The organism is Enterococcus sp. H57 (assembly GCF_003112495.1).
In the GTDB taxonomy this organism is placed as follows: domain Bacteria; phylum Bacillota; class Bacilli; order Lactobacillales; family Enterococcaceae; genus Enterococcus_B; species Enterococcus_B faecium.
Map to the genome: position 1 here is coordinate 153,942 of NZ_BEHC01000056.1, position 21,969 is coordinate 175,910.

The 21,969-nt window shown below is 37.5% G+C and carries 20 protein-coding genes, 1 tRNA gene and 1 pseudogene; 7 read left to right on the forward strand and 15 right to left on the reverse strand.

The features are described from left to right. Together DIZ30_RS13755 and DIZ30_RS11105 are read right to left on the reverse strand one after the other, a co-directional pair. Window positions 1-346 (reverse strand): alpha-hydroxy-acid oxidizing protein (locus tag DIZ30_RS13755; protein ID WP_234414807.1); only part of this gene is annotated, 346 nt, incomplete at its 3' end. A 382-nt stretch (window positions 347-728) separates the two neighbouring features. After that, a pseudogene (locus DIZ30_RS11105) lies at window positions 729-1,188 on the reverse strand (DUF4809 family protein). A 329-nt stretch (window positions 1,189-1,517) separates the two neighbouring features. On the opposite strand from DIZ30_RS11105, the gene DIZ30_RS11110 reads away from it, so the two are divergent. Then, window positions 1,518-3,158, forward strand: coding sequence for a malolactic enzyme (locus DIZ30_RS11110; protein ID WP_002334102.1), 1,641 nt, complete (start codon window positions 1,518-1,520; stop codon window positions 3,156-3,158). Window positions 3,159-3,311: 153 nt separating this feature from the next. Then, window positions 3,312-4,634 (forward strand): 2-hydroxycarboxylate transporter family protein, encoded by a 1,323-nt coding sequence (locus tag DIZ30_RS11115; protein WP_002301062.1) that lies wholly within the window; start codon window positions 3,312-3,314, stop codon window positions 4,632-4,634. 67 nt (window positions 4,635-4,701) lie between these two features. Here the strand turns inward: DIZ30_RS11115 and DIZ30_RS11120 are convergent, their stop codons facing one another. The 7 genes from DIZ30_RS11120 to DIZ30_RS11160 form a co-directional block, all read right to left on the reverse strand. Next, window positions 4,702-5,136 carry a GNAT family N-acetyltransferase gene (locus tag DIZ30_RS11120; RefSeq protein ID WP_002306155.1) on the reverse strand — a complete coding sequence of 145 codons (435 nt, stop codon included), beginning with the start codon at window positions 5,134-5,136 and terminating at the stop codon, window positions 4,702-4,704. A 64-nt stretch (window positions 5,137-5,200) separates the two neighbouring features. Then, complete coding sequence (locus DIZ30_RS11125) at window positions 5,201-6,037, reverse strand: sulfite exporter TauE/SafE family protein (protein ID WP_002325086.1); 837 nt, start codon at window positions 6,035-6,037, stop codon at window positions 5,201-5,203. 700 nt (window positions 6,038-6,737) lie between these two features. Continuing rightward, window positions 6,738-7,043 carry a DUF1292 domain-containing protein gene (locus DIZ30_RS11140; RefSeq protein WP_002290887.1) on the reverse strand — a complete coding sequence of 102 codons (306 nt, stop codon included), beginning with the start codon at window positions 7,041-7,043 and terminating at the stop codon, window positions 6,738-6,740. A gap of 24 nt (window positions 7,044-7,067) precedes the next feature. Further along, complete coding sequence (gene ruvX / locus DIZ30_RS11145) at window positions 7,068-7,499, reverse strand: Holliday junction resolvase RuvX (protein WP_002296503.1); 432 nt, start codon at window positions 7,497-7,499, stop codon at window positions 7,068-7,070. Then, window positions 7,496-7,762, reverse strand: coding sequence for an IreB family regulatory phosphoprotein (locus tag DIZ30_RS11150; RefSeq protein ID WP_002290885.1), 267 nt, complete (start codon window positions 7,760-7,762; stop codon window positions 7,496-7,498). Before DIZ30_RS11150 ends, ruvX begins: the two co-directional genes overlap by 4 nt. Window positions 7,763-8,016: 254 nt before the next feature. Continuing rightward, the gene (locus DIZ30_RS11155; RefSeq protein WP_002300763.1) at window positions 8,017-8,742 is read right to left on the reverse strand and encodes a DNA/RNA non-specific endonuclease; all 726 of its coding nucleotides are present in this window, start codon (window positions 8,740-8,742) and stop codon (window positions 8,017-8,019) included. Between the two features lie 360 nt (window positions 8,743-9,102). Further along, window positions 9,103-9,173, reverse strand: a tRNA-Gly gene (locus DIZ30_RS11160). A 116-nt stretch (window positions 9,174-9,289) separates the two neighbouring features. On the opposite strand from DIZ30_RS11160, the gene DIZ30_RS11165 reads away from it, so the two are divergent. Both DIZ30_RS11165 and DIZ30_RS11170 read left to right on the forward strand, forming a co-directional pair. Then, window positions 9,290-10,042 carry a threonine/serine exporter family protein gene (locus DIZ30_RS11165; protein ID WP_002289867.1) on the forward strand — a complete coding sequence of 251 codons (753 nt, stop codon included), beginning with the start codon at window positions 9,290-9,292 and terminating at the stop codon, window positions 10,040-10,042. A 15-nt stretch (window positions 10,043-10,057) separates the two neighbouring features. Further along, window positions 10,058-10,537, forward strand: coding sequence for a threonine/serine exporter family protein (locus DIZ30_RS11170; RefSeq protein WP_002289868.1), 480 nt, complete (start codon window positions 10,058-10,060; stop codon window positions 10,535-10,537). A 250-nt stretch (window positions 10,538-10,787) separates the two neighbouring features. Here the strand turns inward: DIZ30_RS11170 and DIZ30_RS11175 are convergent, their stop codons facing one another. From DIZ30_RS11175 to DIZ30_RS11195, 5 genes are all read right to left on the reverse strand, one after another. Continuing rightward, entirely contained in the window at window positions 10,788-12,368 is a 1,581-nt protein-coding gene (locus DIZ30_RS11175) for a hypothetical protein (RefSeq protein WP_002323596.1), read from the reverse strand. Continuing rightward, window positions 12,361-13,104, reverse strand: a complete 744-nt coding sequence (locus DIZ30_RS11180; RefSeq protein ID WP_002287741.1) for an ABC transporter ATP-binding protein — start codon at window positions 13,102-13,104, stop codon at window positions 12,361-12,363. Before DIZ30_RS11180 ends, DIZ30_RS11175 begins: the two co-directional genes overlap by 8 nt. 175 nt (window positions 13,105-13,279) lie before the next feature. Then, window positions 13,280-14,056, reverse strand: a complete 777-nt coding sequence (locus tag DIZ30_RS11185; RefSeq protein WP_002325087.1) for a LytTR family DNA-binding domain-containing protein — start codon at window positions 14,054-14,056, stop codon at window positions 13,280-13,282. A gap of 247 nt (window positions 14,057-14,303) precedes the next feature. Then, a complete protein-coding gene (locus tag DIZ30_RS11190; RefSeq protein ID WP_002287743.1) occupies window positions 14,304-15,140 on the reverse strand; it encodes a TIGR03943 family putative permease subunit in 837 nt (278 codons plus the stop codon). A gap of 10 nt (window positions 15,141-15,150) precedes the next feature. Next, on the reverse strand, window positions 15,151-16,080 hold the full coding sequence (locus DIZ30_RS11195; RefSeq protein WP_002287744.1) for a permease: 930 nt from the start codon (window positions 16,078-16,080) through the stop codon (window positions 15,151-15,153). A 192-nt stretch (window positions 16,081-16,272) separates the two neighbouring features. Between DIZ30_RS11195 and DIZ30_RS11200 the strand changes: the two genes are divergently transcribed. Further along, a complete protein-coding gene (locus tag DIZ30_RS11200; RefSeq protein WP_002323593.1) occupies window positions 16,273-16,626 on the forward strand; it encodes a thioredoxin family protein in 354 nt (117 codons plus the stop codon). 73 nt (window positions 16,627-16,699) lie between these two features. On the opposite strand, the gene DIZ30_RS11205 is transcribed toward DIZ30_RS11200, so the two are convergent. After that, window positions 16,700-17,356: a redox-sensing transcriptional repressor Rex gene (locus tag DIZ30_RS11205; RefSeq protein ID WP_002287746.1), complete on the reverse strand. Its 657-nt coding sequence runs from the start codon at window positions 17,354-17,356 to the stop codon at window positions 16,700-16,702. Between the two features lie 225 nt (window positions 17,357-17,581). On the opposite strand from DIZ30_RS11205, the gene DIZ30_RS11210 reads away from it, so the two are divergent. Both DIZ30_RS11210 and DIZ30_RS11220 read left to right on the forward strand, forming a co-directional pair. Further along, window positions 17,582-19,516 (forward strand): ABC-F family ATP-binding cassette domain-containing protein, encoded by a 1,935-nt coding sequence (locus DIZ30_RS11210; protein ID WP_002323592.1) that lies wholly within the window; start codon window positions 17,582-17,584, stop codon window positions 19,514-19,516. Window positions 19,517-19,709: 193 nt separating this feature from the next. Further along, the gene (locus DIZ30_RS11220) at window positions 19,710-21,323 is read left to right on the forward strand and encodes an FAD-dependent oxidoreductase (protein ID WP_002323591.1); all 1,614 of its coding nucleotides are present in this window, start codon (window positions 19,710-19,712) and stop codon (window positions 21,321-21,323) included. Window positions 21,324-21,969 lie beyond the last annotated feature (646 nt).

The following is a 21,969-nucleotide window of genomic DNA, read 5'->3' on the forward strand; positions in this document are numbered from 1 at the left end:
AGATCGTCCCAAAATCTGCTACACCTTTTGCAGAAGCTTTCTCCGCCTTCACATGAGCTAATCCATGAGCAGCAACTGGTGCCATGATGATTGGTGCAGTCAGCATTTCTTCGTCAAAATGTGTAGTTGTATCGGGTAATTCTACATCTCTTAATACATGAGGAATAATCAAACGATGATTGAATGCCCGTTCATTTTCTTGATAAGTAAATAAGTCGCCAGCACCACTGCTGATGTAACCATAACCACCAGCTGGAATCACTTGTGAAGCCGCGATTTCTAAATCTTCCATATTGATAAAATCTACTATTCCTTCATTTGTACCTGCTTGATATGTTTTTTCCATCTAAATGCCTTCTTTCTATAAAAATTGAATGACGAACAATATGATAGCGTTTACACTTTTTATATTACTCTTCGACATTGATACAGGCAAATAATCTGTTTACATTTCAGCCATTCCAGATGTCACTACTCTGGAAGAAATGATTGTAATAAAAATAGATAAAAAACCGATGGGACTCTGACAAAATTCGTGTCAAAGTCCCTTTTTTTGAATAAACGGTGTTCAAAAGCCATTTTCTCGGTATTAAGCCCAACCAAACGAAAAATAGGAGGAGCTATTTTTGTTTGGCTGTTCTTATTACTTGATGCAGGGCAGCTTTTTCACGACCTCTGATTCACGGTGTTTCTTTTTCATCAACATTTTTACGAAATACTGTGGAAGACTATTGAAATAAGTGTGGATTGTTTCTTTGTGTTTCAATCGTTTCTTGCCATTCTTCATTTAATTTTGGATTACCGTTTTCTTCCTTGAACTCATAAGGTCCTAATTCAAAAAGCCCAGACAGTATTTGATTCACGATTTCATATAGTTCAGTGTGATCAGACACATGATTCTTGAAGATCATCTCATTATCACCACGTTTGAACCTCACATTCGGGCTCTCATGATGAACCTCTATGCATTTTTCTCCTTTTTTTAACTGACGGACTTCTGAAAACATCTCATAAATATCTTCTCCAGTAAAACCTTCAGCAAGCGCCAGACTGTCCACAAGACCGCCTACTGTCAGTTCAGAGATTATTGCTTGATTGGAATGTATAGCTTGTCGCTTCTACTACGCCACATGCATTGCAACCGCCTTCTGATAGTTCGCTTTTTCTAATCAATTGAACTTCTTTCATTTTCTCTTCCTCCTCTTAATTTTCTACTTATGTATTTTTATCACCTGACATAGGTGACTCCTATCAACGCTATCATGTGCTTTTTTCCTCAGAAATCCTATTTATCCATTCCATCTATCCCTTATTCTTCTACTTTTCTTTCTCTAGCATATAAGAGATACGCATAGTATTCAAGCAAGGATTGTCGATATAAAAAGAACAAATACTGCTATTTTGATTTCTTTTGGCTATATTACATATAAATAAAATTTATCATACCTGCTCTTTTTGACTATATCATCATCTGACTTCTATACTTCGTTTGTATTAAAACTTAGGAGGAATCATTCATGCTTACAGGGTTAAACTTATTAAATAATCCTTTTCTAAATAAAGGAACAGCTTTTACAAAAGAAGAACGGGCAAAATATGGAATCACTGGTATGCTTCCAAGTACTGTCCAGACACTGGAACAACAATCTGTTCAAGCTTATGGTCAATACTTAAGCAAACAAACAGATTTGGAAAAACGTATCTTCTTAATGAATCTATTCAATACGAATCGGACATTGTTTTATAAATTGATGGGCGAACATTTAGTTGAATTCATGCCTGTCGTTTATGATCCTGTCGTCGCGGATTCAATCGAACAATACAACGAAATTTTCTTGAAACCGCAAGATGCTGCATTTCTTTCAATCAACGAACCAGAAAACATCAAAGCAAGTTTGAAGAACGCGGCAGATGGACGAGACATTCGTTTGATTGTTGTGACTGATGCAGAAGGAATCTTAGGTATGGGCGACTGGGGTGTGAACGGTGTTGACATCGCTATCGGCAAATTGATGGTCTATACTGCTGCTGCTGGTATTAATCCAGCACAAGTTTTGCCTGTATCGATCGACGCTGGTACTAATAATGAAGAATTATTGAATAATCCCTTATACTTAGGCAATCGTCATGCTCGTGTAGAAGGCGAAACTTACTATGAATTCATCGATCAATTCGTTCAATCAGCTACCGAATTATTCCCAGAATTGTTATTGCATTGGGAAGATTTTGGACGAGGAAATGCTGCAGCGATCTTAGAAAAATACGAAGATCAAATCACTACTTTCAACGACGATATCCAAGGTACAGGAATTGTTGTCCTAGCAGGTGTATTAGGCGGATTGAATATATCCGGTGAACAATTGAAAGACCAAATAATTTTGACATTTGGTGCTGGTACTGCTGGTGTGGGTATCGCAAACATCCTTTTAGATGAAATGATCCGTCAAGGTGTACCTGAAGAAGAAGCACGCCAACATTTCTATCAAGTAGATAAACAAGGTTTATTGTTTGAAGATACAGAAGGATTGACTCCTGGTCAAATCCCATTCGCTCGCAAACGCTCAGAATTCATTAATGCTGATGAATTGACAAACTTAGAAGCAGTTGTAAAAGCGATTCATCCGACAATCATGATTGGTACTTCTACCCAACCTGGAGCATTCACTGAAGAAATCGTGAAAGAAATGGCTGCTCATACACCACGTCCGATCATCATGCCTTTGTCTAATCCAACAAAATTGGCAGAAGCAAAAGCAAAAGATTTAATAGAATGGACGGACGGAAAAGCATTAGTTGGAACAGGTATCCCTGCTGCTGATGTTGAATATAATGGTGTAACTTACCAAATCGGTCAAGCAAATAATGCTTTGATGTACCCAGGTTTAGGACTTGGTTTGATTGCTTCAACAGCTACACGAGTAAATGCTGAAATCATTTCTCAAGCTAGTCGAGCATTAGGCGGAATCGTTGATGTAACAAAACCAGGAGCAGCTATCTTGCCTCCAGTAGCAAAAATCACTGAATTTTCTCAAACGATTGCTGAAACTGTCGCAAAATCAGTTGTCGCACAAAACTTGAATCGTGAAGAAATCACGGATATCAAAGAAGCAGTTGAATCTGCTAAATGGGTTCCTGAATATAAATCTTTAGAAGATTAAGATCGTTATAGTAAAAGAACATACAGAAACTTTGTATGACGTCTAAAAAGAAAAAAGCGACTGCGGCAAAACAGCGGCCAGCCAACTCCTGCTCTTTTGCCGCTTTTCTTTGGCTTTTTTCATATGATACAGAATAAGAAAGGATCTGTAAAAATGGCACAAAAAACAACAACTGCAACTGCAGTTGAGGAAAAGAAAAAAGAAGGTTTTTGGTCCACAAAAATCACCGGCGTAAGTTTGCCACTTTATTTGATCATGGTCCTTGTCCTGATCATTGCAATGGCTTTAGGGAAATTACCGACGAATATGATTGGACCAATCGCAGTTTTGGTTATTTTCGGTAATTTATTTCATTTTATCGGGACAAAAATCCCTATCGTCAAAAGTTATTTGGGTGGTGGTTCCGTTTTTGCGATCTTCGCTTCTGCTGCGATTGCTACATTTGGGATCTTACCTGAATATGTAGTGAAATCCACAGAAAACTTTGTCAGCAATATGGGCTTTTTGGACTTTTATATTGCTGCCTTGATTACTGGTAGCATCCTTGGTATGAACCGTAATCTATTGATGAAAGCTTCTGTTCGTTTTATTCCCGTTGCACTTATTTCAATGGTCGTCTCCTTTTTTGCCGTAGGACTCGTGGGCATGCTTATCGGAAATGGTTTTGCAAATTCCGTTTTATACATCTCATTACCTGCGATGGCTGGTGGTGTTGGAGCCGGAGCCGTTCCTTTATCAACGATTTATGCAAATGTTTTAGGTACGGATGCTTCTTCTATCATTTCCCGCCTGATTCCTGCTACAGCAATGACAAATGTCTTAGCTATCATCGGTGCAGCATTAGTTGCTCGTGCTGGACAATCAATGCCAAAATTCAACGGCAATGGTAAATTAATGGAAAAAGGCGATCTTGGCGATGGAAAACCTCGAACTGTGAAACCTTCCATTCCACAGTTAGGTGTTGGTTTGATGGTATCATTGACTTTCTTCATCTTAGGACAAATTGGTAACTATTTTGTTCCTAAAGTCCATGCATACGCATTTATGATTATTATCGTTGTCATCTGTAAAATCGCCAACCTATTACCAGAATATTATGAAGATGCAGCTATCATGTTCAATAACTTGATTGTCAAAAACTTGACAGCAGCTGTTCTTGCCGGTATCGGTATTGCGTTGCTGAATCTGAATGTATTAGCTTCTGCTTTGACATGGCAATTTGTTGTCTTATGTCTGACAAGTGTTATCGCGATTTCAGTTGTTTCAGGATTTGTCGGTCGTTTGTTTGGTTTATATCCAATTGAATCAACTATTACTGCTGGCTTATGCAACAACTCGATGGGCGGAACAGGAAATGTAGCCGTCTTATCTGCAGCTAATCGGATGGAACTTATTGCTTTTGCTCAAATGGGCAATCGACTTGGTGGTGCCATCGTTTTGATCATCTCTGGTTTCTTGATGCAATTACTTTCTTAGTCAAAAAAACAAAAATACCTGATCATCAAGTATCCGCTTGATGATCGGGTATTTTTTTGATAAAGATTTACAGGATTTTCAAAAATCTTTTTTGCATTTTATCGGAATGATAACCGATGTGTTCATAAAATTGGTGTGCTTCTACTCTGTATTCTGCAGAATTAAGCCTTATTGCCGTTATTCCTCGTTTTTTCGCTTCTTCTTCTACGCCAGTCATCAAAGCCTTTCCGATGCCTCTTTTTTCAGCATATTTAGACACAGCAAGTGCCATAATATTGAACATTGGATCGCTAAAAATCGATTCATAGGACTCCGCTTGTACATAGCCAGCTGCTTTTTTAGAAGTAGGATCTTCATAAACCAAGAAAAAATTTTTCTCTGGCTCCTTCAGCAGTTTCTTCATTTGTCTCACCGTAACGGTTAATGGTATATCATACCCTAATTGATCCGCATTGATTTCACGTAGTGCTTCTGCATCTTCTAAACGCATTTCCCGTAACATCCAAATCACCAGCCAATTTCTGATTTTTTAAAATGAATTTTTTTATCATAGTATACTTTTTTTTTCATTTAGAACAATATGTTTCAGTGATTTTGACTTGCGTTAGTCTAGATTCTCCTAATGTTTGTAAGATGACAAAGGCATTGTAACAATTGACCAAAAGAACCACGAGGACAATTACTTGAAAAATAAAGGTCACTTTTTTTGGAGACAAAATCCTGCTAAATTTTGCTCCCCACAAACCTCCAATAACAGCAGCGGGGATAATATAAAACAACATAGATAAATCAAAGCGCATAAAGCCACTTGTTAAAGCAATCGTTACCAATTTAGCCAGTTGAGAAAAGAAAATCGTAGATAGAGAATACAGCGTTGCTTCTTTTATTGGCAAAGCAAACATCAGCATCAGTAATGAAACATTGATGGGTCCACCACCGATACCTAAAAAGCTAGCTAAAAAGCCCAAGATCCCCCCACATATAAGATACCAAATCCATGACGTTAGATGAAATTTTGGCTGATGATGCTTGGTGTAGAAGAACGCAAAAACCAAGGTCAATACCGTCAAGAAAATTTGGATCAGCTGCACATGCTTTTCATTTTCAAACAACCGTAAAAAAACTTCGAATACAATGTTACCGGCTATTCCTCCAACTACAGCTCCACCAGATACCCAACCGACAATCTGCCAATTCAGCGATTTCCCACTTGATACTTGTCGCACTGTCGAAACAATAGACATCGTGAATACCGCAACCGTTGAGTAAAAAGAAATACCTGCAATAGAATGGGCACCGATAAGATCAAGAATCGGTTTGATCAACACGCCTCCGCCCATGCCGGAAATAGCGCCAACTGTATTTGCCAGAACGATCACCACAAAATAAATCAGACCAATCATATCATCTTGTATATCCTTTCTCTTATTTATATCTTTTAGCGATTTTTACTCTTTACTTATATTATACAGTAAAAGAAACGAACGAGGCTTCGAAAGCTTTTCTACTTTTTAAGGAAATGTAGTACTAAACGAAAAGAGGTTGTGAAAAAGCTGTCCTGCATCAAGTAATAAGAACAGCCAAACAAAAATAGCTCCTCCTATTTTTCGTTTGGTTGAACTTATTACCGCAGATGCAAGCTTTTGAACACCGTTTAAGAAAGAGGTCGTGAGCCTGCCGTTCAGCTCCGAGTCACAAGGAACAATTTCAAAAAACAGCTTCTCATGTTTGTTGAATATTGTGACTTGTGACCGAGGAGTTGGCAGGAGAACACCGTTTAAGGAAGAGGTCGTGAGCCTGCCGTTCAGCTTTGAGTCACAAGGAACAATTTCAAAAAACAGCTTCTCATGTTTGTTGAATATTGTGACTTGTGACCGAGGAGTTGGCAGGAGAACACCGTTTAAGGAAGAGACTGTGAAGTCAACGTTTTGACCTGATTATTAGAGAAACAAATGGCAAAATAGTTCTTCATATTTCGCCGTTTTTCGAGCGAATGCCGAGGGGCAGCTGATTGAACATCGTTTATTTGGAAAAAGGGATTGTGACAAGACGTTTGTCACAATCCCTTTTTTTATATCTTATTAATTCATTCATTCTTTTGTTCTATTCTTCTTCTTCCGCCATGAATGTATTGAATACTTCTTCAATCATGTCCCATTCTGCGTCTGTTTCGATTTGTTCTAACTCGCCTTCTGTTCCATCTTCGTTTTCGATGTATGCATAAGCTTGTAATTCTACATCTTCATCTTCTGAAACACCAGCAGGATATAAAAGAACATAGTTACGTCCAAATTCTTCTTGTCCGTCAACTGTTAGTAGGATTTCATATAATGTTTCATTTCCTTGGTCATCCACCAATGTGATGTGTTCGTGTCCTTCATGGTCGTGGGAATGGTTATGTTCTGTCATAAGATTACCTCTTTTCTTTTATTATTAAAATAATTGCTTACCTGAGCCGTCTAAATAATTTTGTAAGATCATCACAGCTGCTAATTTATCGATGACTTTTTTTCGTTTGGCTCTTGAAGTATTTGCCTGCTCTACTAGCATACGTTCTGCCTGAACAGTGGTTAATCGTTCATCTTGATAATCAACTGGCAAGGAGAATAGTTCTTTGATCTTTTCTCCGTATGACATGGAAGCCTCTGCCCTTGGTCCGATGGAATTGTTCATATTTTTAGGTAATCCAACTACAAACCGGTCTACTTCATATTGTGCTACTAATTCCTTCAACCGATCAAAGCCAAACTCTTCTTCTGCTTCATTGATCCGAATGATCTCTACTCCTTGAGCTGTCCAGCCAAAGGGGTCACTGATAGCAACACCTACTGTCTTAGAACCGACATCCAAGCCCATTACTCTCATAAATTCACTCCATGATTTGAGAGGTAGTCCTTGACAATTACTTCCATGATCTCATCGCGTTCGTGACGGCGAATCAAATTTCGAGCATCACGATAACGAGGAATGTAGGCCGGGTCTCCAGAAAGCAAGTAGCCGACAATCTGATTGATTGGATTGTAGCCTTTTTCTTCCAAAGCCCGATAAACAATCGCTAATGTTTCGCTCACTTCTTTTTTGCGACTATCGTCAAAACCAAAACGTACGGTTTCATCTGTAAAACCCATGATTCTACACCTCTTTCCCGCAAGGTAATTCCAGCTTACCTTCTACAACCTTATTTTACTCGAAGAAAGGGAAAACTACAAACAAATATTCCAAACTTCCGAATAAATTAAGAAACACTATTTGTATGTTTTTTTCCTTTTTTCTGTAGTTTTATCAAAAGTACTCTTTTCATAAAGTATACGCTATATTTCTTTGAATGTATGTTTTTACACAATTTTTTCATAATATTCATAAAAAATTCGAATAGCTGCTACTAATTTTTTGTTTTTGTTGCTTGTCCTGTCTCATAATTGATCGTGTAGCCATCTTGAACATTGTAGATAAAGACATTGAATTCAATTTTTTTGTCTTCAATGCTTTCTGCTTCCAATTGCACTCCCCTGGCTACCAGTTCATCCCCCTCAAAATGAGGAGTGACACGGTAGCGTACATGATGATTTGTTTCTTTGATATATGCCGCAATATCATTTTCGTGAGCAAGCATGTATGGAGCATTCAACGAACGTGTCCCTGTCATCAAGTTTTTAATGTTGTTATTTTGACCAGTCAGCTGGAAACCAATTAAATGGCTGCGATTATATAACCATTGCCCGTCACTTAATTTCTTTTGTTTCCAACCTGTCGGGTCAATATACAAAGGCTCTCTCTTTTCAGTAGGGAACAAATCTTTTCCAAGCATAGCATTGGCTTGTCCTACTCTGTTCAATTTATCAATATTTGAATAGCTTTCCCATGTCCCTTTGGAAAGGCTAAGATCCTCTTTTGTAAATTCCGGCTGATTCCCATTGATTTCTATTTCTTGATGTTTTCCATCATATTCTGGCACATCCGCTACTTGAGAAGCTTGTGGTGTGGAATCAAAAATAGTTGTAATCTGCTGAAAGATATCTGAATCTTTTTGTGTGGTGGAAACACCGAATGCCCCTGCAATCACAGCAGCGACGATCCCCACGATCGCCTTGGTTGTTTTTTTGCTCATTTCTTTACTCCTTTACTAACAGCTCCCTAAATCTTAACATATGTTCCCCTATAAATAAATACTAGAAAGAAATAGAAACAGCAAAAAATAAAACCTGTTTTAAGATGGCTTAAAAATACAAAAAAGAGACGGATTCCTCGTCTCTAATCAGTCACCACTCTATCTGTAAGGTATTTATTATTATTCAAAAATTTTCTTCATACTCAAGACAATACACTGATTTCAAAACCGCTTGGTAAACGGTGCGCAAAAGCTTGCATCTGCGGTAATAAGTCCATCCAAGTTAAAAACATAAGAAGTTGTTTTTGCTTGGCTGTTCTTATTACTTGTTGCAGAGCAGCTTTTTCACAACCTATTTTAAGCGGGTGACGGGAATCGAACCCGCGACATCAGCTTGGGAAGCTGGGATTTTACCACTAAACTACACCCGCAATACAAAAACAGTATACGCCTCTTTTATTCCTTCCTCAAGTTTTTTTATTCTTTACGCTTCTGGTATGTTTTGTAGTAAAATAAAACTAATCAATCAATTATTGGAGAAGATGCTATGACGGGAAAAGAATTAGATCTGTTGCTGGACACTTGTTTACTCGCTGGGAAAATCATGATGGAAAGCAATGCGGAGATGTATCGGGTAGAAGATACGATGAGTCGAATTGCTTTAGCTTCTGGAAATTTCCGTTTGGTCAGCTATGTCACTCAAACCGGTCTCTTTATTGGTCTTGATCGTACCTCGACCATCCGAATGGAACAAATTACCAACCGTTCGATTAATTTAGAAAAAGTAGTAAAAGTAAATGATCTTTCACGTAAATATGTTGCTTCAGAGCTAACATTAGAAGAACTTTACTGCGAACTGCAAGCAATCGACCGAGACCGTTCTTTCTTTCCTGTCTGGTTGCAAATCGTTAGCGCGGCAGTGATCAGTGGAACAATTATGGTGTTATTTGGCGGAAAGATGACCGATTTACCTGTAACTTTAGTCATTGGAGGATTGGGATACGCAGCTTATCTATATAGTTTGAAATTTTTTAGAATCAAATTTTTATCGGAATTTTTATCTTCTTTATTGATTGGCATAGCCGCTATCTACAGCGTACGTTTTGGCTTAGGAAGCAATCAGGATCTAATCATTATCGGATGTGTGATGCCTTTAGTTCCTGGAGTTCAAATTACGAACGCTATCCGTGATTTGCTAGCTGGACATTATGTCTCAGGAGTTTCTCGCGGAACAGAAGCGATGATGACCGCTACGATGATCGGTTTTGCGATTGCTTTTATTTTCCAGCTTTTTTATTAGGAAAGGAACACAAGTATGGGGACGATATTTATTCAGTTTTCTTTTAGTTTTTTAGCGACTGCGGCATTTGCCGTTATTACAAATGTACCTAGGCGTTCATTGATTTGTTGTGGTCTTTCTGGTGCTTTTGGCTGGATGATCTACTGGATCTGTGTTCAAATAGGCGGATCTGCTGCTTTTGGTTCATTGCTTGGTTCTTTAGGAGTAGCATTCATCAGCGATCTTTTCTCTAAACGTTTGAAAATGCCCGTAACGATTTTCAATATTCCCGGGATGGTTCCTCTAGTCCCTGGTGGTTTAGCTTATCAAGCGGTTCGGAATCTCGTTACTGAATCCTATCGAGAAGCGGCTCATTATGCGGTCCAAGCAATTATGATTGCTGGAGCAATCGCTTTAGGTCTTGTATTATCAGAAGTCTTTAACCATAACATCCGTAATTTCAAAGTAAAGCGTGACGCAATCATGATGAAACGAAAAAAACGGCTTTTTAAATAAACGAAGTGTAACAAAGAAAAGGTTGTGAAAGAGACGTTCAGCCTTGAGCGATGACAAAATATCTCACAAACATTGCGACAAGTAACCGCAGGAGCAATAAGAAGTAATTATGAGTATTAAAAAAAGTTTTGTAAAAATAGCTTCTCACATTTTTACATAAAATTGACTTAATACTGAGAAACTGACTTTTGAACACCCTCTATCTGTAAAAAAGGGGCTGCGACATGATTTTTGTCACGGCCCCTCTTCTTTATTCAAATTTTTTCCAAAACGTTCGTTGATAATAAACGATCCATAGAGCGGAAAGTATTAGAACTAAACCGATCACAGGAATATTCACTAACCAAAATGGATAAAACAAAGCCAACATTCCGTATAAGACGATAAGAATAATACTGATGATCAATGAACCCATCATAGTTGCGACTAAACCCAAACTTCCTGAACCTCTGTTAAATAATTGGTTAATATTGGTCCAGTTCAGCAGCAGCAACCGATAATCTCTAGCGAAATAACGTAGTGACAATAAGTAGCAACCGAATAAAGAACCAAATAGCAAGCTAGGGATAAAAAACAAAGGCAGCTGAAAAGACAGTCCGCTTAATAATGCGATCCCACCAGTTAAAAAACTCTGCAATATCCATCCGAATCTGAACTTTTCTTTTAAATATTGGTTCATAGAGATTGGCAAAGAACGGATAAACAGAAAATTTTCTTGATCCAAAGAAATAAGATTACTGATAAAAGAAGTCTGATTAACTGTTAAGAAAGCCAATGCGATCCCTACCAGGAAAACAACACCGATTAACTTATTATCTAAATCAGTTAATTTTATTTCGCCTCCTAGGGCAAAAGCAAGAATAAAAATGATTGGAGTTAACAAGGAAGAAGAAAGAACTTGCATAATCAAATTAGGTTCTTTTACTAATTGAGCATTGTAACTAAATAAAAGCTGATGCACATTTTGGTTCTTTTTATGGGTTCTTTTTATTTTGAACTCACTGTTTGAATCAGTCAGTTGCTCTGTAAGCTTTGGTACTATCAGCTGTTTTACAGCAAGGAAAAATCCCAGAGCCGTGATAGCTAGTATTCCCCAACCCAATAAACCTTGTTGAGAAAGTGGCTGACTGGCAGCATCATAGAATGGCAATAATATCGAAATCGGATGCCGATCTGTTAACTCATTTTCAATAGTCCCCGTTTGATGATTCATCCACATGATTCCAGCAAATGCGATCAGCATCGAGCTGCCAAGCAAGATACTAGAAACTGTTTTTCTATGTTTTTTAAACACTGCTGTTCGAGCCAAACCAAAAACAATCAAACTAGCCAGACAAAAAAGAATAATCAAAAATAGAGAAAACAAAAGGATTGAGATAATGATAGTAAGCAAAATCCCTAGATCAGCTCGCCATCCGGTTAAAATAAACATGACTAGAAGCGGAAAAACAAAAGGGATGATGGTCAAAGCAACTACCAAAATCTTTGCTGAAAAAACCTGTCCTTGTCCAAAAGGCAGAGGCAAAAATACTTGCAGGTCATTTCCTTCAAAAAAGATATTATAAATGACTGATATACTTTGAGTTAAACCTAACATACCAAAAAGTGCCACGTAATAAGTAAAGAAACCTGGCAATTTAACAAAGTTCATAGCAAACATAGCAAATCCGTAAATCAGTAAAAAAATCAGCCCTGAAAAAAGATTTTGAGACAAAAGATAGATAGTTAATCGCTTTCCCTTTTTTCCTTTCTCTCTTGCTTTATTCGTGAGCTGTGGATTAACATATAAAAGATTAACTCGAATTAATTCTAATAATTGTCGCTTATACATACGGTCCATCTCCTGTCGCTTGCCTTCCAGCCATTTTCAAATAAATCTTTTCTAGCGTTTCATCAGGTGAGCCATTCAATAATTCACTAACTGCCCCCTGATAAATCAATTCACCTTTCTTCAAAATAGCCAGTTTATCGCATAACTGTTGTGCGGTATCCAATACATGTGTAGAAAAAATGACTGTTTTTCCTTTTGCGGCATGAGCCTTCATCATTTCTTTCAAATCAAATGCTGCTTGAGGATCAAGTCCTTGCAAAGGTTCATCCAATACCCAAATATCTGGATCTGGCAGCAACGTGCCGATCAAAATCGTTTTTTGACGCATTCCATGTGAAAAACTTGCGATTGTTTCATTTTGATGACTATACATATCAAAAAGCGCTGTCAATTCTGCTAAACGCTTTTCTTTTTTTTGTGTGTCTAATTCATAGGCAGCTGAAATCAAGTCCCAATATTCTCCAGCCGTCAATTGTAAAAAAATATCTGGGGAATCAGGCACATAACCGATTTTTTGTTTGATACTCAAGCGATTTTCCGTCAATTTCATTCCATCTACTAAAATCGTTCCCGATGATGGTTCAATAATACTAACTAAACTTTTAATCGTAGTTGATTTTCCGGCACCATTATGTCCTAAAAATCCAAAAATTTCCCCTTGTCTTATCGAGAGAGACAAGTCTTTTAATGCTTGTTTTTTCCCGTAACTTTTACTTACATTGATGAATTCAATCATTTCTGTACTCCTTTTGTTTGTTATTACTTTTTATTGTACCCTTCGTTATTGGTGGAGTAAATGTCAAAAAGAGTGCATAACAAAAAAGGATAGAAACGACTAGGCTGCTACTTGGGTTGTTCTCTTCTACAGGAAAACACTCTTCTAACAGGTAAGATATGAGTCTTTGTTTTCTTTAAAATGATTCATTTTCTATCTTTTCTTGCATAAAATTCTTTAATTTATCAATACTTCTCTTTCCCATCTCTAGTTGTTCTCCATTTGCAAATGTTACTATTTCGTTTACTCTGCTAATAGATGTGATGTTTTCAGTATTAATGATATAAGCTTTTAAATCTTTACATAAATACTCATATTCGAGTGATTTTTTATATTTTTTAATTGTGCCGTTTACGAGAATCTCTTCATCTTTCAATACTAGGCCTATTTTATTTTTATAACCTGGCATGCTCATTAGATAAAGGATTTCATCGTAATGGACATAGTGATCGCTATTACCATAACGGACAGTTGTCCACCTTTTTTTCGTAGCATGTTGAACAGGATAGTTTTCTTTTTCTTTCAATAAGTAACTTTGGATGCTTTTTTTATTTTTTTCATAAGTGAATTCTTTTATCAAATAACCACTAGGCGTAATCTTTCGATTAATAACAGTTATTGCTTTATTCGGATGAGACGTTAGATAAACAATTTTACACTTTTCATTCTTTTCTCTAAGCATTTCGCCTAGTTCGATACCGCTATAATAGGCGTTCAAATCGATGTCTAGGAAAAAAATATCTGAGGAATAGATTTCATTATTTTTAATGAATTCAACAAATTGTATAACGTTCAATCCCTGAACGATCTCAAATTTCCAAGGACTTAATAAAATTCTGGATTCTTCCAAAATTTCTACTAGCATTTTTTCAAAAACCAAACTATCATCCAAAATAAATATACGCGTTACCATAAAAAGTACCTCCACTCGATATTTTACTATCAAAATCATTTCATACAACTTTTCAACATACATGTTAGGAATAAATTGTAATTCTCTTCACAATCTTTTCCAACACCTTTGAAACCGATATCAAATACTTTCAGGATGCTGCTTCTAAAATAAATATCAAACAAATGAATACATCATGCAAAAAAAGCCAGACAACCGACGTCCTTGCGTGTCAGCTGTCTGAGCTATGTTTATTTATTTTGTTCTTTTAAAAAGAACGATACACATACTGATTTTTCGGAGCAGAGACTTTCTCAGCGTTTGTAACAACTACAGATGGGATTTCACGCTTGAATGGTTGATAATAGTCTGATTGGATGGTTCCTTCTATTTTATACCATTCATCATTTTTAACCGTTACTCCTTCCGGCATATGCGTCAACAAACCAAAGACTCCTGAATCTGCCACACAATGGATAATGCCGAATCGGAACAAGAAGATATCTGTATTGCTATCGTTCGGTGTTTGGTAAACAAATCCTTCATAGCTGATTTTTTTGCCAATGAATTCGCTAGGGTAATTATAAATTAGCTCCATAACTTCTAAATAGTTTTCATCTGTGATCTTGATAGTTTGCTTATCCCCATACTTTTCTTTCAACTCATTCATTTGGTCTAAGTAGTCTGATTTGTTGAAATAAATACTGGTATCCGGCTTTAAGTATTGTGTCTGCATCTCCGGATCCCCTACTGATTCTTTACTTACTGGGAAATTAAATCCTTTGGCTTCTACGATCGTAGTGTCGAGACTAACTGTTGGAAACAACGTCCCCACGATTACTGGCAAAGCTAGCAGTACATAAGCGATTCCACGTTGATAAGGTTTTGACAACCCATGGTCATGATCGTGCTCGTGTGCCTTTTCCTCTGCTTTTCCGTTTTTGACCCACAAATACAGCTGAACTAAAGCCAAAAGAGCAGATAAAATCATTGAAAGAATAGCTAAGTAGCGATAATGGACATTGATATATTGATCGAGTTTGCCAGAAACTTGCAAGTACATCATCAATTCGAAATACCCAGATAAAATCAAAAACCGCAGCATATTTTTCCTCCTAAATAAATAATGTGAATCCAATAACGCTAAGGGCAATCAGTCCGATCAGCGATAAAATAAAGCGTCCTGTAAAATATCGTTTCATCATCAGTAGATTTTTGATATCGACCATTGGGCCAAAGACCAAAAAGGCAGCTACAGGTGCTGTGCCGAACAGACTTAACAAAGAAGATCCTATAAACGCATCTGCTTCTGAGCAAAGAGACATCGTAAAGGCCAATAACAGCATGATGATAATGGCTAAAATCTTTGTTGAGCCGAGCGTTAGCATAATTCTAGTTGGTAAATAAGTCTGCATCGCAGCTGCGATTAATCCGCCAATGATCAAATAACGACCTGTATCAAAAAATTCGTCGATTGAATGTGTCAACACATGCCCAGTTTGATGGATCAGCTGATTTTTTGGTTCATTCTTCTCACTTTGTTCTTCTTCATGGACATGATGATGGTGATTTTCTGCTACTTTAGACGTGATTTTTTCTTTCAATACAGCGTCTTTTTGAAAATAGGCAAGCCAGACACCAATCACAAGGGCAACAAAAAAGCTGCCTATCACCCGCCAGCTTGCCATCTGCCAAGAATTGCCAAATGCGATAAAAGTGGAAAAAATCACGATTGGATTGATGATCGGAGCAGTCAGCATAAAAGCAAACGCTGTGTGAACTGGTACGCCTTTTTTAACAAATTGATGAACGATCGGTACGATGCCGCATTCACATGAAGGAAAGAAAAATCCTAAGATCGAACCAGTAAAAATAGAGAATATACGATTTTCAGGAAGCCATCTCTTCACACGTTCTGGGGTCAAAAATACTTGTAAGGCGCCTGAGATAAGACAGCCTAATAATACGAAAGGTAATGCTTCAATAACGATCGATAAGAAAATCGTACTCATCTGCAAAACCGAATTTGGAATAAAAGAAAACATGAGTTTCCTCCTTTTTATTTCTAGTTCATTCGCTTTGCAAATATACGCTTTTATTCAAAAAAAAACAAGTTGCTCTGTAAATTTTTACACAACTCTTATTTTTTACCAAAGCACTTCAATTGACTTTTTCTGTTATTCCCATTAAATTAAGGTCTCATACATATCACTTCTATCACAAAAGGGAGAATAAAAATGAAACAAACCACTAACTTGACTGAAGTTCAAGACATACTGCAACAATCATCCGTTGTCGTCGTTTATCTTTCGATGCCTAATTGCAGTGTTTGTCACGCTGTTCGTCCACGACTAGAAGAACTGCTCACACATTATGATATTCCGGCACTTCATTTGGATGCATTTGAAACACCAGAAGTAGCTAGTAAATTTGAAGTGCTGACTGCGCCAGTTGTCCTGATTTTTCATCAAGGAAAAGAAGTCTTTCGGCAAGCACGGTTCATCGACTTTAAAAAAATCCGTTATCTACTAGATGAACTGACAGCAGAAGATGATTCCCTTTCTTATGAAGAAATCTTCCGAACAAAATAATCGTTGTCCAAACAGAAAAAAGCGATTGAACAAGTGAAAGTTTTGCCTTCATTTGTTCAATCGCTTTTTATTTTTATTCTGCTGTATTTTCGGAATGCGCATTTGCGTCAGAATGCAAGAAATAGATCAAGGTTTGCAATTCATTCGTCAAATCAACATTTTGGATCAATACATCTGACGGAGCATTCAATCGAGCAGCGGTAAAGTTCAAGATTCCTTTGATTCCTGCTTCCGTTAACTGATTGACTACTTCTTGTGCTCTTTCAGCGGGTATCGTTAAAATTGCTACTTCGATTTGTTGGATCTTGATTTGTTCTGACATATCTTCCATTGGATAAACGGGGATACCGTCTACGATGCGCCCAACGATTTCCTCATTCACATCAAAAGCACAACTGATACGTATGCTATTACTTTGATGGAATTTGTATTTTAGTAAAGCACTTCCCAAGTTCCCTACACCGATCAGCGCAACATTTGTCAATTGATCGTCGTTTAATGTCTTTGCAAAAAAGTGCATAAGATCTTCTACATCATAACCATACCCACGTTTTCCTAATTCGCCAAAATAAGAAAAATCTCGACGGATCGTTGCACTATCTACTTGAACGGCTTCACTTAATTCAGTTGAAGACACTTTTTTCTTTCCAGCATTATTTAAAATCCTTAAATAGCGATAATACAAAGGCAGTCTTTTAGCTGTCGCCTTTGGAATAATATGATCTTTCACGAAATGACCTCCACGTATTGTCTAATTACATCTTTGATTTCTCCATCATAGCAGTATTTATAGGAAAAAATCAATTCCATTGCTCAGATATTGTGAAATTTTATTCTTTATTCATTTATTTATCATTTCTGCAAATCTCGCAGTATAATGGAATTTATGGTAGACTACTAATTGAAAAATAGTTTTTTATTTGAGGAGAATTCACAAAGTAGAAAAGAGGATTCCATGATATTATTACAAGCCAATCAGATTGCTCGCCATTTTGGTGCAGAAGTCTTATTTGAAAACATACATTTAGAAATCAGTACAGGCGCTCGTGTCGCTTTAGTTGGTAGAAATGGCGCTGGAAAATCGACTTTATTGAAGATCATTGCTGGAATTGAAGCACCTGATGAAGGAAAGATCGCTAAAAATAAAACAGCGACTCTCGGATACCTCGCTCAGGACACAGGACTTGATTCCAATGAAACAGTTTGGAACGAGATGCTGAAAGCTTTTGAACAAGTTAGACAAATGGAAGAGCGGATGCGCGAGCTAGAGATTTTCATTAGCGAAGGTACGCCAGACACACCTGCATATACTTCTTATTTAAAAGAATACGACCGGCTGCAACACGATTTTTCAGATCGAAACGGCTATGGTTATGAAAATGAAATTCGTTCCGTATTGCATGGGTTTAAATTCGATTCTTCATTTTATGATCAGAAAATCGATACTTTATCAGGCGGACAGCGCACTCGTTTAGCTTTAGCTCGCATGCTTTTGCAACACCCTGACATTTTGATTCTAGATGAACCAACGAACCATTTAGATATCGAGACGCTTTCCTGGCTTGAGAATTATCTGCAAAGCTATACTGGTGCATTATTGATTGTTTCCCATGACCGTTATTTTTTAGATAAAGTAGTCAATGAAGTCTATGAATTAAGCAGAAGAAAAATGCGCCATTACAAAGGTAACTATTCGAAATATCTAGATTTGAAAGCAGAACAGCTAGCAAGTGAATGGAAGGCTTATGAAAAGCAGCAAACAGAAATCCATAAATTAGAAGACTTCGTTGCTCGGAACCTTGTTCGCGCCTCTACCACAAAACGAGCGCAAAGCCGCAGAAAGACATTAGAAAAAATGGACCGGCTGGATCGTCCTCAAGGGGATGAAAAACAAGCAAACTTTCTATTCAGTATAGAAAAGCCTTCTGGAAATGTAGTCTTGCAAATCGAAGATGCCGCTATCGGATATGATAATGTCACCTTATCTGAACCAATCAATCTAGATATCCGTCGTCAAGAAGCGATTGCTCTAGTAGGTCCGAATGGTATCGGGAAATCGACATTGCTGAAATCAATCATTCACCAGATCCCTTTTATCCGTGGAAAAGAAACGCTAGGGACAAATGTCACCATCGGCTATTACGATCAAGGTCAAGCTGATCTGCATACAAACAAGACGATCCTAGCAGAATTGTGGGATGAGCATCCTACCACTCCAGAAAAAGAGATTCGAAGTGCTTTAGGTGCTTTCTTATTTTCTGGCGAAGATGTAGAAAAACCAATCCCTCTGCTAAGTGGCGGTGAAAAAGCACGGGTTGCTTTAGCCAAGTTAGCGATGAACAAAGAAAACTTTTTGATTTTGGATGAACCAACAAACCATTTAGATATTGACAACAAAGAAGTATTAGAAAATGCATTGATCGATTATGACGGCACACTGCTTTTTGTTTCCCATGACCGATATTTCATCAATCGGATCGCGACAAAAGTCGTCGAACTCTCTGAAAATGGCAGCAAAGTCTATCTAGGAGACTATGATTATTATTTAGAGAAAAAGCAGGAAGAAGAAGAAATCGCCGAATTGTTGGCACAAGATGAGCCAGAATCTGCTCCTGCTCCCACGAACAAATCTGATTATTACCAAAGCAAAGAACAGCAAAAGCTTATCCGTAGCCTTCAACGAAAAATTACTCAGGTTGAAGAAGAAATGGCGCGGATCGATGAATGGATCGATCAGTTGGAACAAGAAATGGTCGCGCCAGAAAACCTGGAAGATCACGTAAAACTCAATGAGCTGAACCAAGATTTAGAAGCTGCTAGACAAGATCAAGAAACAAAATTGACGGAATGGGAAGAACTAAGCTTGGAATTAGAAGAATACGAGAATTAAAAGCCAATGGAAAGAGGTTGTGACAGCACTGTTGTCATAGCCTCTTTCTTTTTTATGCAGAAACATAGCGAAACCTTTCTCTTTTTCTTACTATTTTTCTCTACTGACAAAATAAACAATAATTTTCCGGCACAATTATTTGCTGTTTTTTACCATAACATAGTACGATCAACGTAGAAAAGGAGATGTTTTTATGAAAGTTGTTGTCATTGGCGGTGTAGCTGGCGGTCCTTCATTTGCCACTCGTTTCCGTCGATTGAATGAAGCGCACGAAATCATTATCTATGAACGCGGAGAAAATATTTCTTATGCAAGTTGTGCTTTGCCTTATTATTTAGGAGGTGTGATCACTGACCGTGACTCGCTGATCGAACGTACACCAGAAATATTGAAAACAAAAAACAACATCGATGTCTTTACTAAACACGAAGTAACAGCAATCGATCCTTCTACTAAGCGATTAACAGTTAAAGACCTATCCACAAATGAAGAAACAAAAACAGATTACGATAAGTTGATCATCTCTTCTGGTGCTAGACCAGATTATCCGGATATTCCCGGAGTTTTTGAAGCAGAAAACGGCTTTGTCCTCCGTAGTGTGACGGATGCGGATCGAATCAAATCGTTCCTTGAAGAAAAAAATCCACAACATGTCGTCATTCTTGGTGCAGGTGTTATGGGTCTGGAATTAGCTGAGAATTTCAAGCATCGCGGCTTAGACGTGACTTTAATCGATCAATTGCCACAAGTCGCTTTCCCTTATGATCCAGAAATTGCTGATTTAGTTTATGACAAATTGCTGAAAGAAGGATTAGCCGTTCATTTAGAAACAAGAGTTACTGAGATCCGTGATAAAGGTCGAGAAATAGTATTATCAGATGGCTCCGTCCTTTCTGCTGATATGCTAATTTTTGCTGTTGGTGTTTCTCCGAATAATGAAGTGGTGAAAGCAACCGGCATACAATTATCAGATACAGGCCAGATCATTGTTGATGACCAGTTACAAACCAATCTGCCGGACATCTATGCGATTGGCGATATTATCGAAACGACTAGTGTAGTGACTGGTCAGCCGATCCAAAGTATGCTTTCCAGTGCGGCCAATCGTCAAGGACATATGTTGGCAGATATTTTAAATGGTACGCCTATGCGCTATCGCGGATATATTGGTGCAGGTGTCGCAAAAATCTTTGATCATACAGCAAGTTATGCGGGAATGACAGAACATGCATTAAAAGCATCAGGCATAACAAATTATAAAACTGTTTTTATCACTCCTTTTGACCATGCCTATTTCTATCCAGAAGCTACAAGATTAAATCTAAAGCTGATTTTTGATGCAGATAGCGGTCGTATTTTAGGTGGACAAGCATTTGGAGAAAAAGGTGTCGATAAACGGATGGGAGAACTTTCTGTAGCGATCACCGGAAACTTGACAGTCTTTGATTTGCCTGATTTGGAGTTGCCTTACTCTCCACCGTATTCTACTACCCGTGACCCGTTGAATATAGCTGGTTATGTCGCAATCAATCAAATGACGAATATCGTAGAAACGATCAAAGCAAGTGATATACCCGAAAACGATTTGAAAGAAGCGTTCTTTTTAGATATACGTGAACCTAATAAAGCACCTTCTGGCAGTATCTCGGCAACAAAAAATATTCCAATGAATGAGTTACGAGATCGAATCAATGAAATCCCAAAAGATAAAAAAGTTTACATTACTTTCAGAAGAGGATTGAATACTTATACTTCTGCCCGAATCTTGGCAGGTTTGGGTATCAAAGCGATTTTGATTGAAGAATAAAAAAACGACCGCGGTGGGTAGCCGCGGTCTAGGAGTTATTTTTACTTGAGGAGTAAAAATGAAAAAGTATATAGGGTTGTTGGTTGGTATGTATATAGAATAGAAGATAAATGTGAAGAAATTGTGCATTATTTCTTCACATTTATTAGGTTATAGTTTAAGAAAGTTTAAACATTGCGCAATTTAATTATTTTAGCTGTTTCTTTTCATAAAAAAACATGTTGTGACTCTGAGACAAATCATAGTCCATAGTGATGTCTCTAGAGTAACTACGCCTAATATTACGAGGCATAATATTAATTCATCAGCACTAGTACCTAAACTAGCATCCCTTTCGAATATTTTTTCTTATATAATAAAGTTTGCTTTCACTCCTCTAATCTCACCAAATCGACTGGCTTGCGTTGTGTGATACTAGGAACTGATTTGTTTAGAACGACTTTTCTATTGTAATCATATTTTTCGCCATCCTCGTTGTCTTCTAATCCTTCAATGAATGATCCCTAATGTGTGTATTAAGTAATTTAATTTTTTTGTTCCTATTTATTTAACCGCCGATTGTAAAATTAAGCTAGACAACTAAAAAAGTCATTTGTGCTACACTCAAAATAGTTCCGACCAAAGAATTATAAGGAGTGAGTACAAA

Coding starts and splice junctions, on each gene's coding strand:
- DIZ30_RS11110 (WP_002334102.1), top strand. CDS start 1,518: ATGCTTACAGGGTTAAACTTATTAAATAATCCTTTTCTAAATAAAGGA.
- DIZ30_RS11115 (WP_002301062.1), top strand. CDS start 3,312: ATGGCACAAAAAACAACAACTGCAACTGCAGTTGAGGAAAAGAAAAAA.
- DIZ30_RS11120 (WP_002306155.1), bottom strand. CDS start 5,136: ATGTTACGGGAAATGCGTTTAGAAGATGCAGAAGCACTACGTGAAATC.
- DIZ30_RS11125 (WP_002325086.1), bottom strand. CDS start 6,037: ATGATTGGTCTGATTTATTTTGTGGTGATCGTTCTGGCAAATACAGTT.
- DIZ30_RS11140 (WP_002290887.1), bottom strand. CDS start 7,043: ATGACAGAACATAACCATTCCCACGACCATGAAGGACACGAACACATC.
- ruvX (WP_002296503.1), bottom strand. CDS start 7,499: ATGAGAGTAATGGGCTTGGATGTCGGTTCTAAGACAGTAGGTGTTGCT.
- DIZ30_RS11150 (WP_002290885.1), bottom strand. CDS start 7,762: ATGGGTTTTACAGATGAAACCGTACGTTTTGGTTTTGACGATAGTCGC.
- DIZ30_RS11155 (WP_002300763.1), bottom strand. CDS start 8,742: ATGAGCAAAAAAACAACCAAGGCGATCGTGGGGATCGTCGCTGCTGTG.
- DIZ30_RS11165 (WP_002289867.1), top strand. CDS start 9,290: ATGACGGGAAAAGAATTAGATCTGTTGCTGGACACTTGTTTACTCGCT.
- DIZ30_RS11170 (WP_002289868.1), top strand. CDS start 10,058: ATGGGGACGATATTTATTCAGTTTTCTTTTAGTTTTTTAGCGACTGCG.
- DIZ30_RS11175 (WP_002323596.1), bottom strand. CDS start 12,368: ATGTATAAGCGACAATTATTAGAATTAATTCGAGTTAATCTTTTATAT.
- DIZ30_RS11180 (WP_002287741.1), bottom strand. CDS start 13,104: ATGATTGAATTCATCAATGTAAGTAAAAGTTACGGGAAAAAACAAGCA.
- DIZ30_RS11185 (WP_002325087.1), bottom strand. CDS start 14,056: ATGGTAACGCGTATATTTATTTTGGATGATAGTTTGGTTTTTGAAAAA.
- DIZ30_RS11190 (WP_002287743.1), bottom strand. CDS start 15,140: ATGCTGCGGTTTTTGATTTTATCTGGGTATTTCGAATTGATGATGTAC.
- DIZ30_RS11195 (WP_002287744.1), bottom strand. CDS start 16,080: ATGTTTTCTTTTATTCCAAATTCGGTTTTGCAGATGAGTACGATTTTC.
- DIZ30_RS11200 (WP_002323593.1), top strand. CDS start 16,273: ATGAAACAAACCACTAACTTGACTGAAGTTCAAGACATACTGCAACAA.
- DIZ30_RS11210 (WP_002323592.1), top strand. CDS start 17,582: ATGATATTATTACAAGCCAATCAGATTGCTCGCCATTTTGGTGCAGAA.
- DIZ30_RS11220 (WP_002323591.1), top strand. CDS start 19,710: ATGAAAGTTGTTGTCATTGGCGGTGTAGCTGGCGGTCCTTCATTTGCC.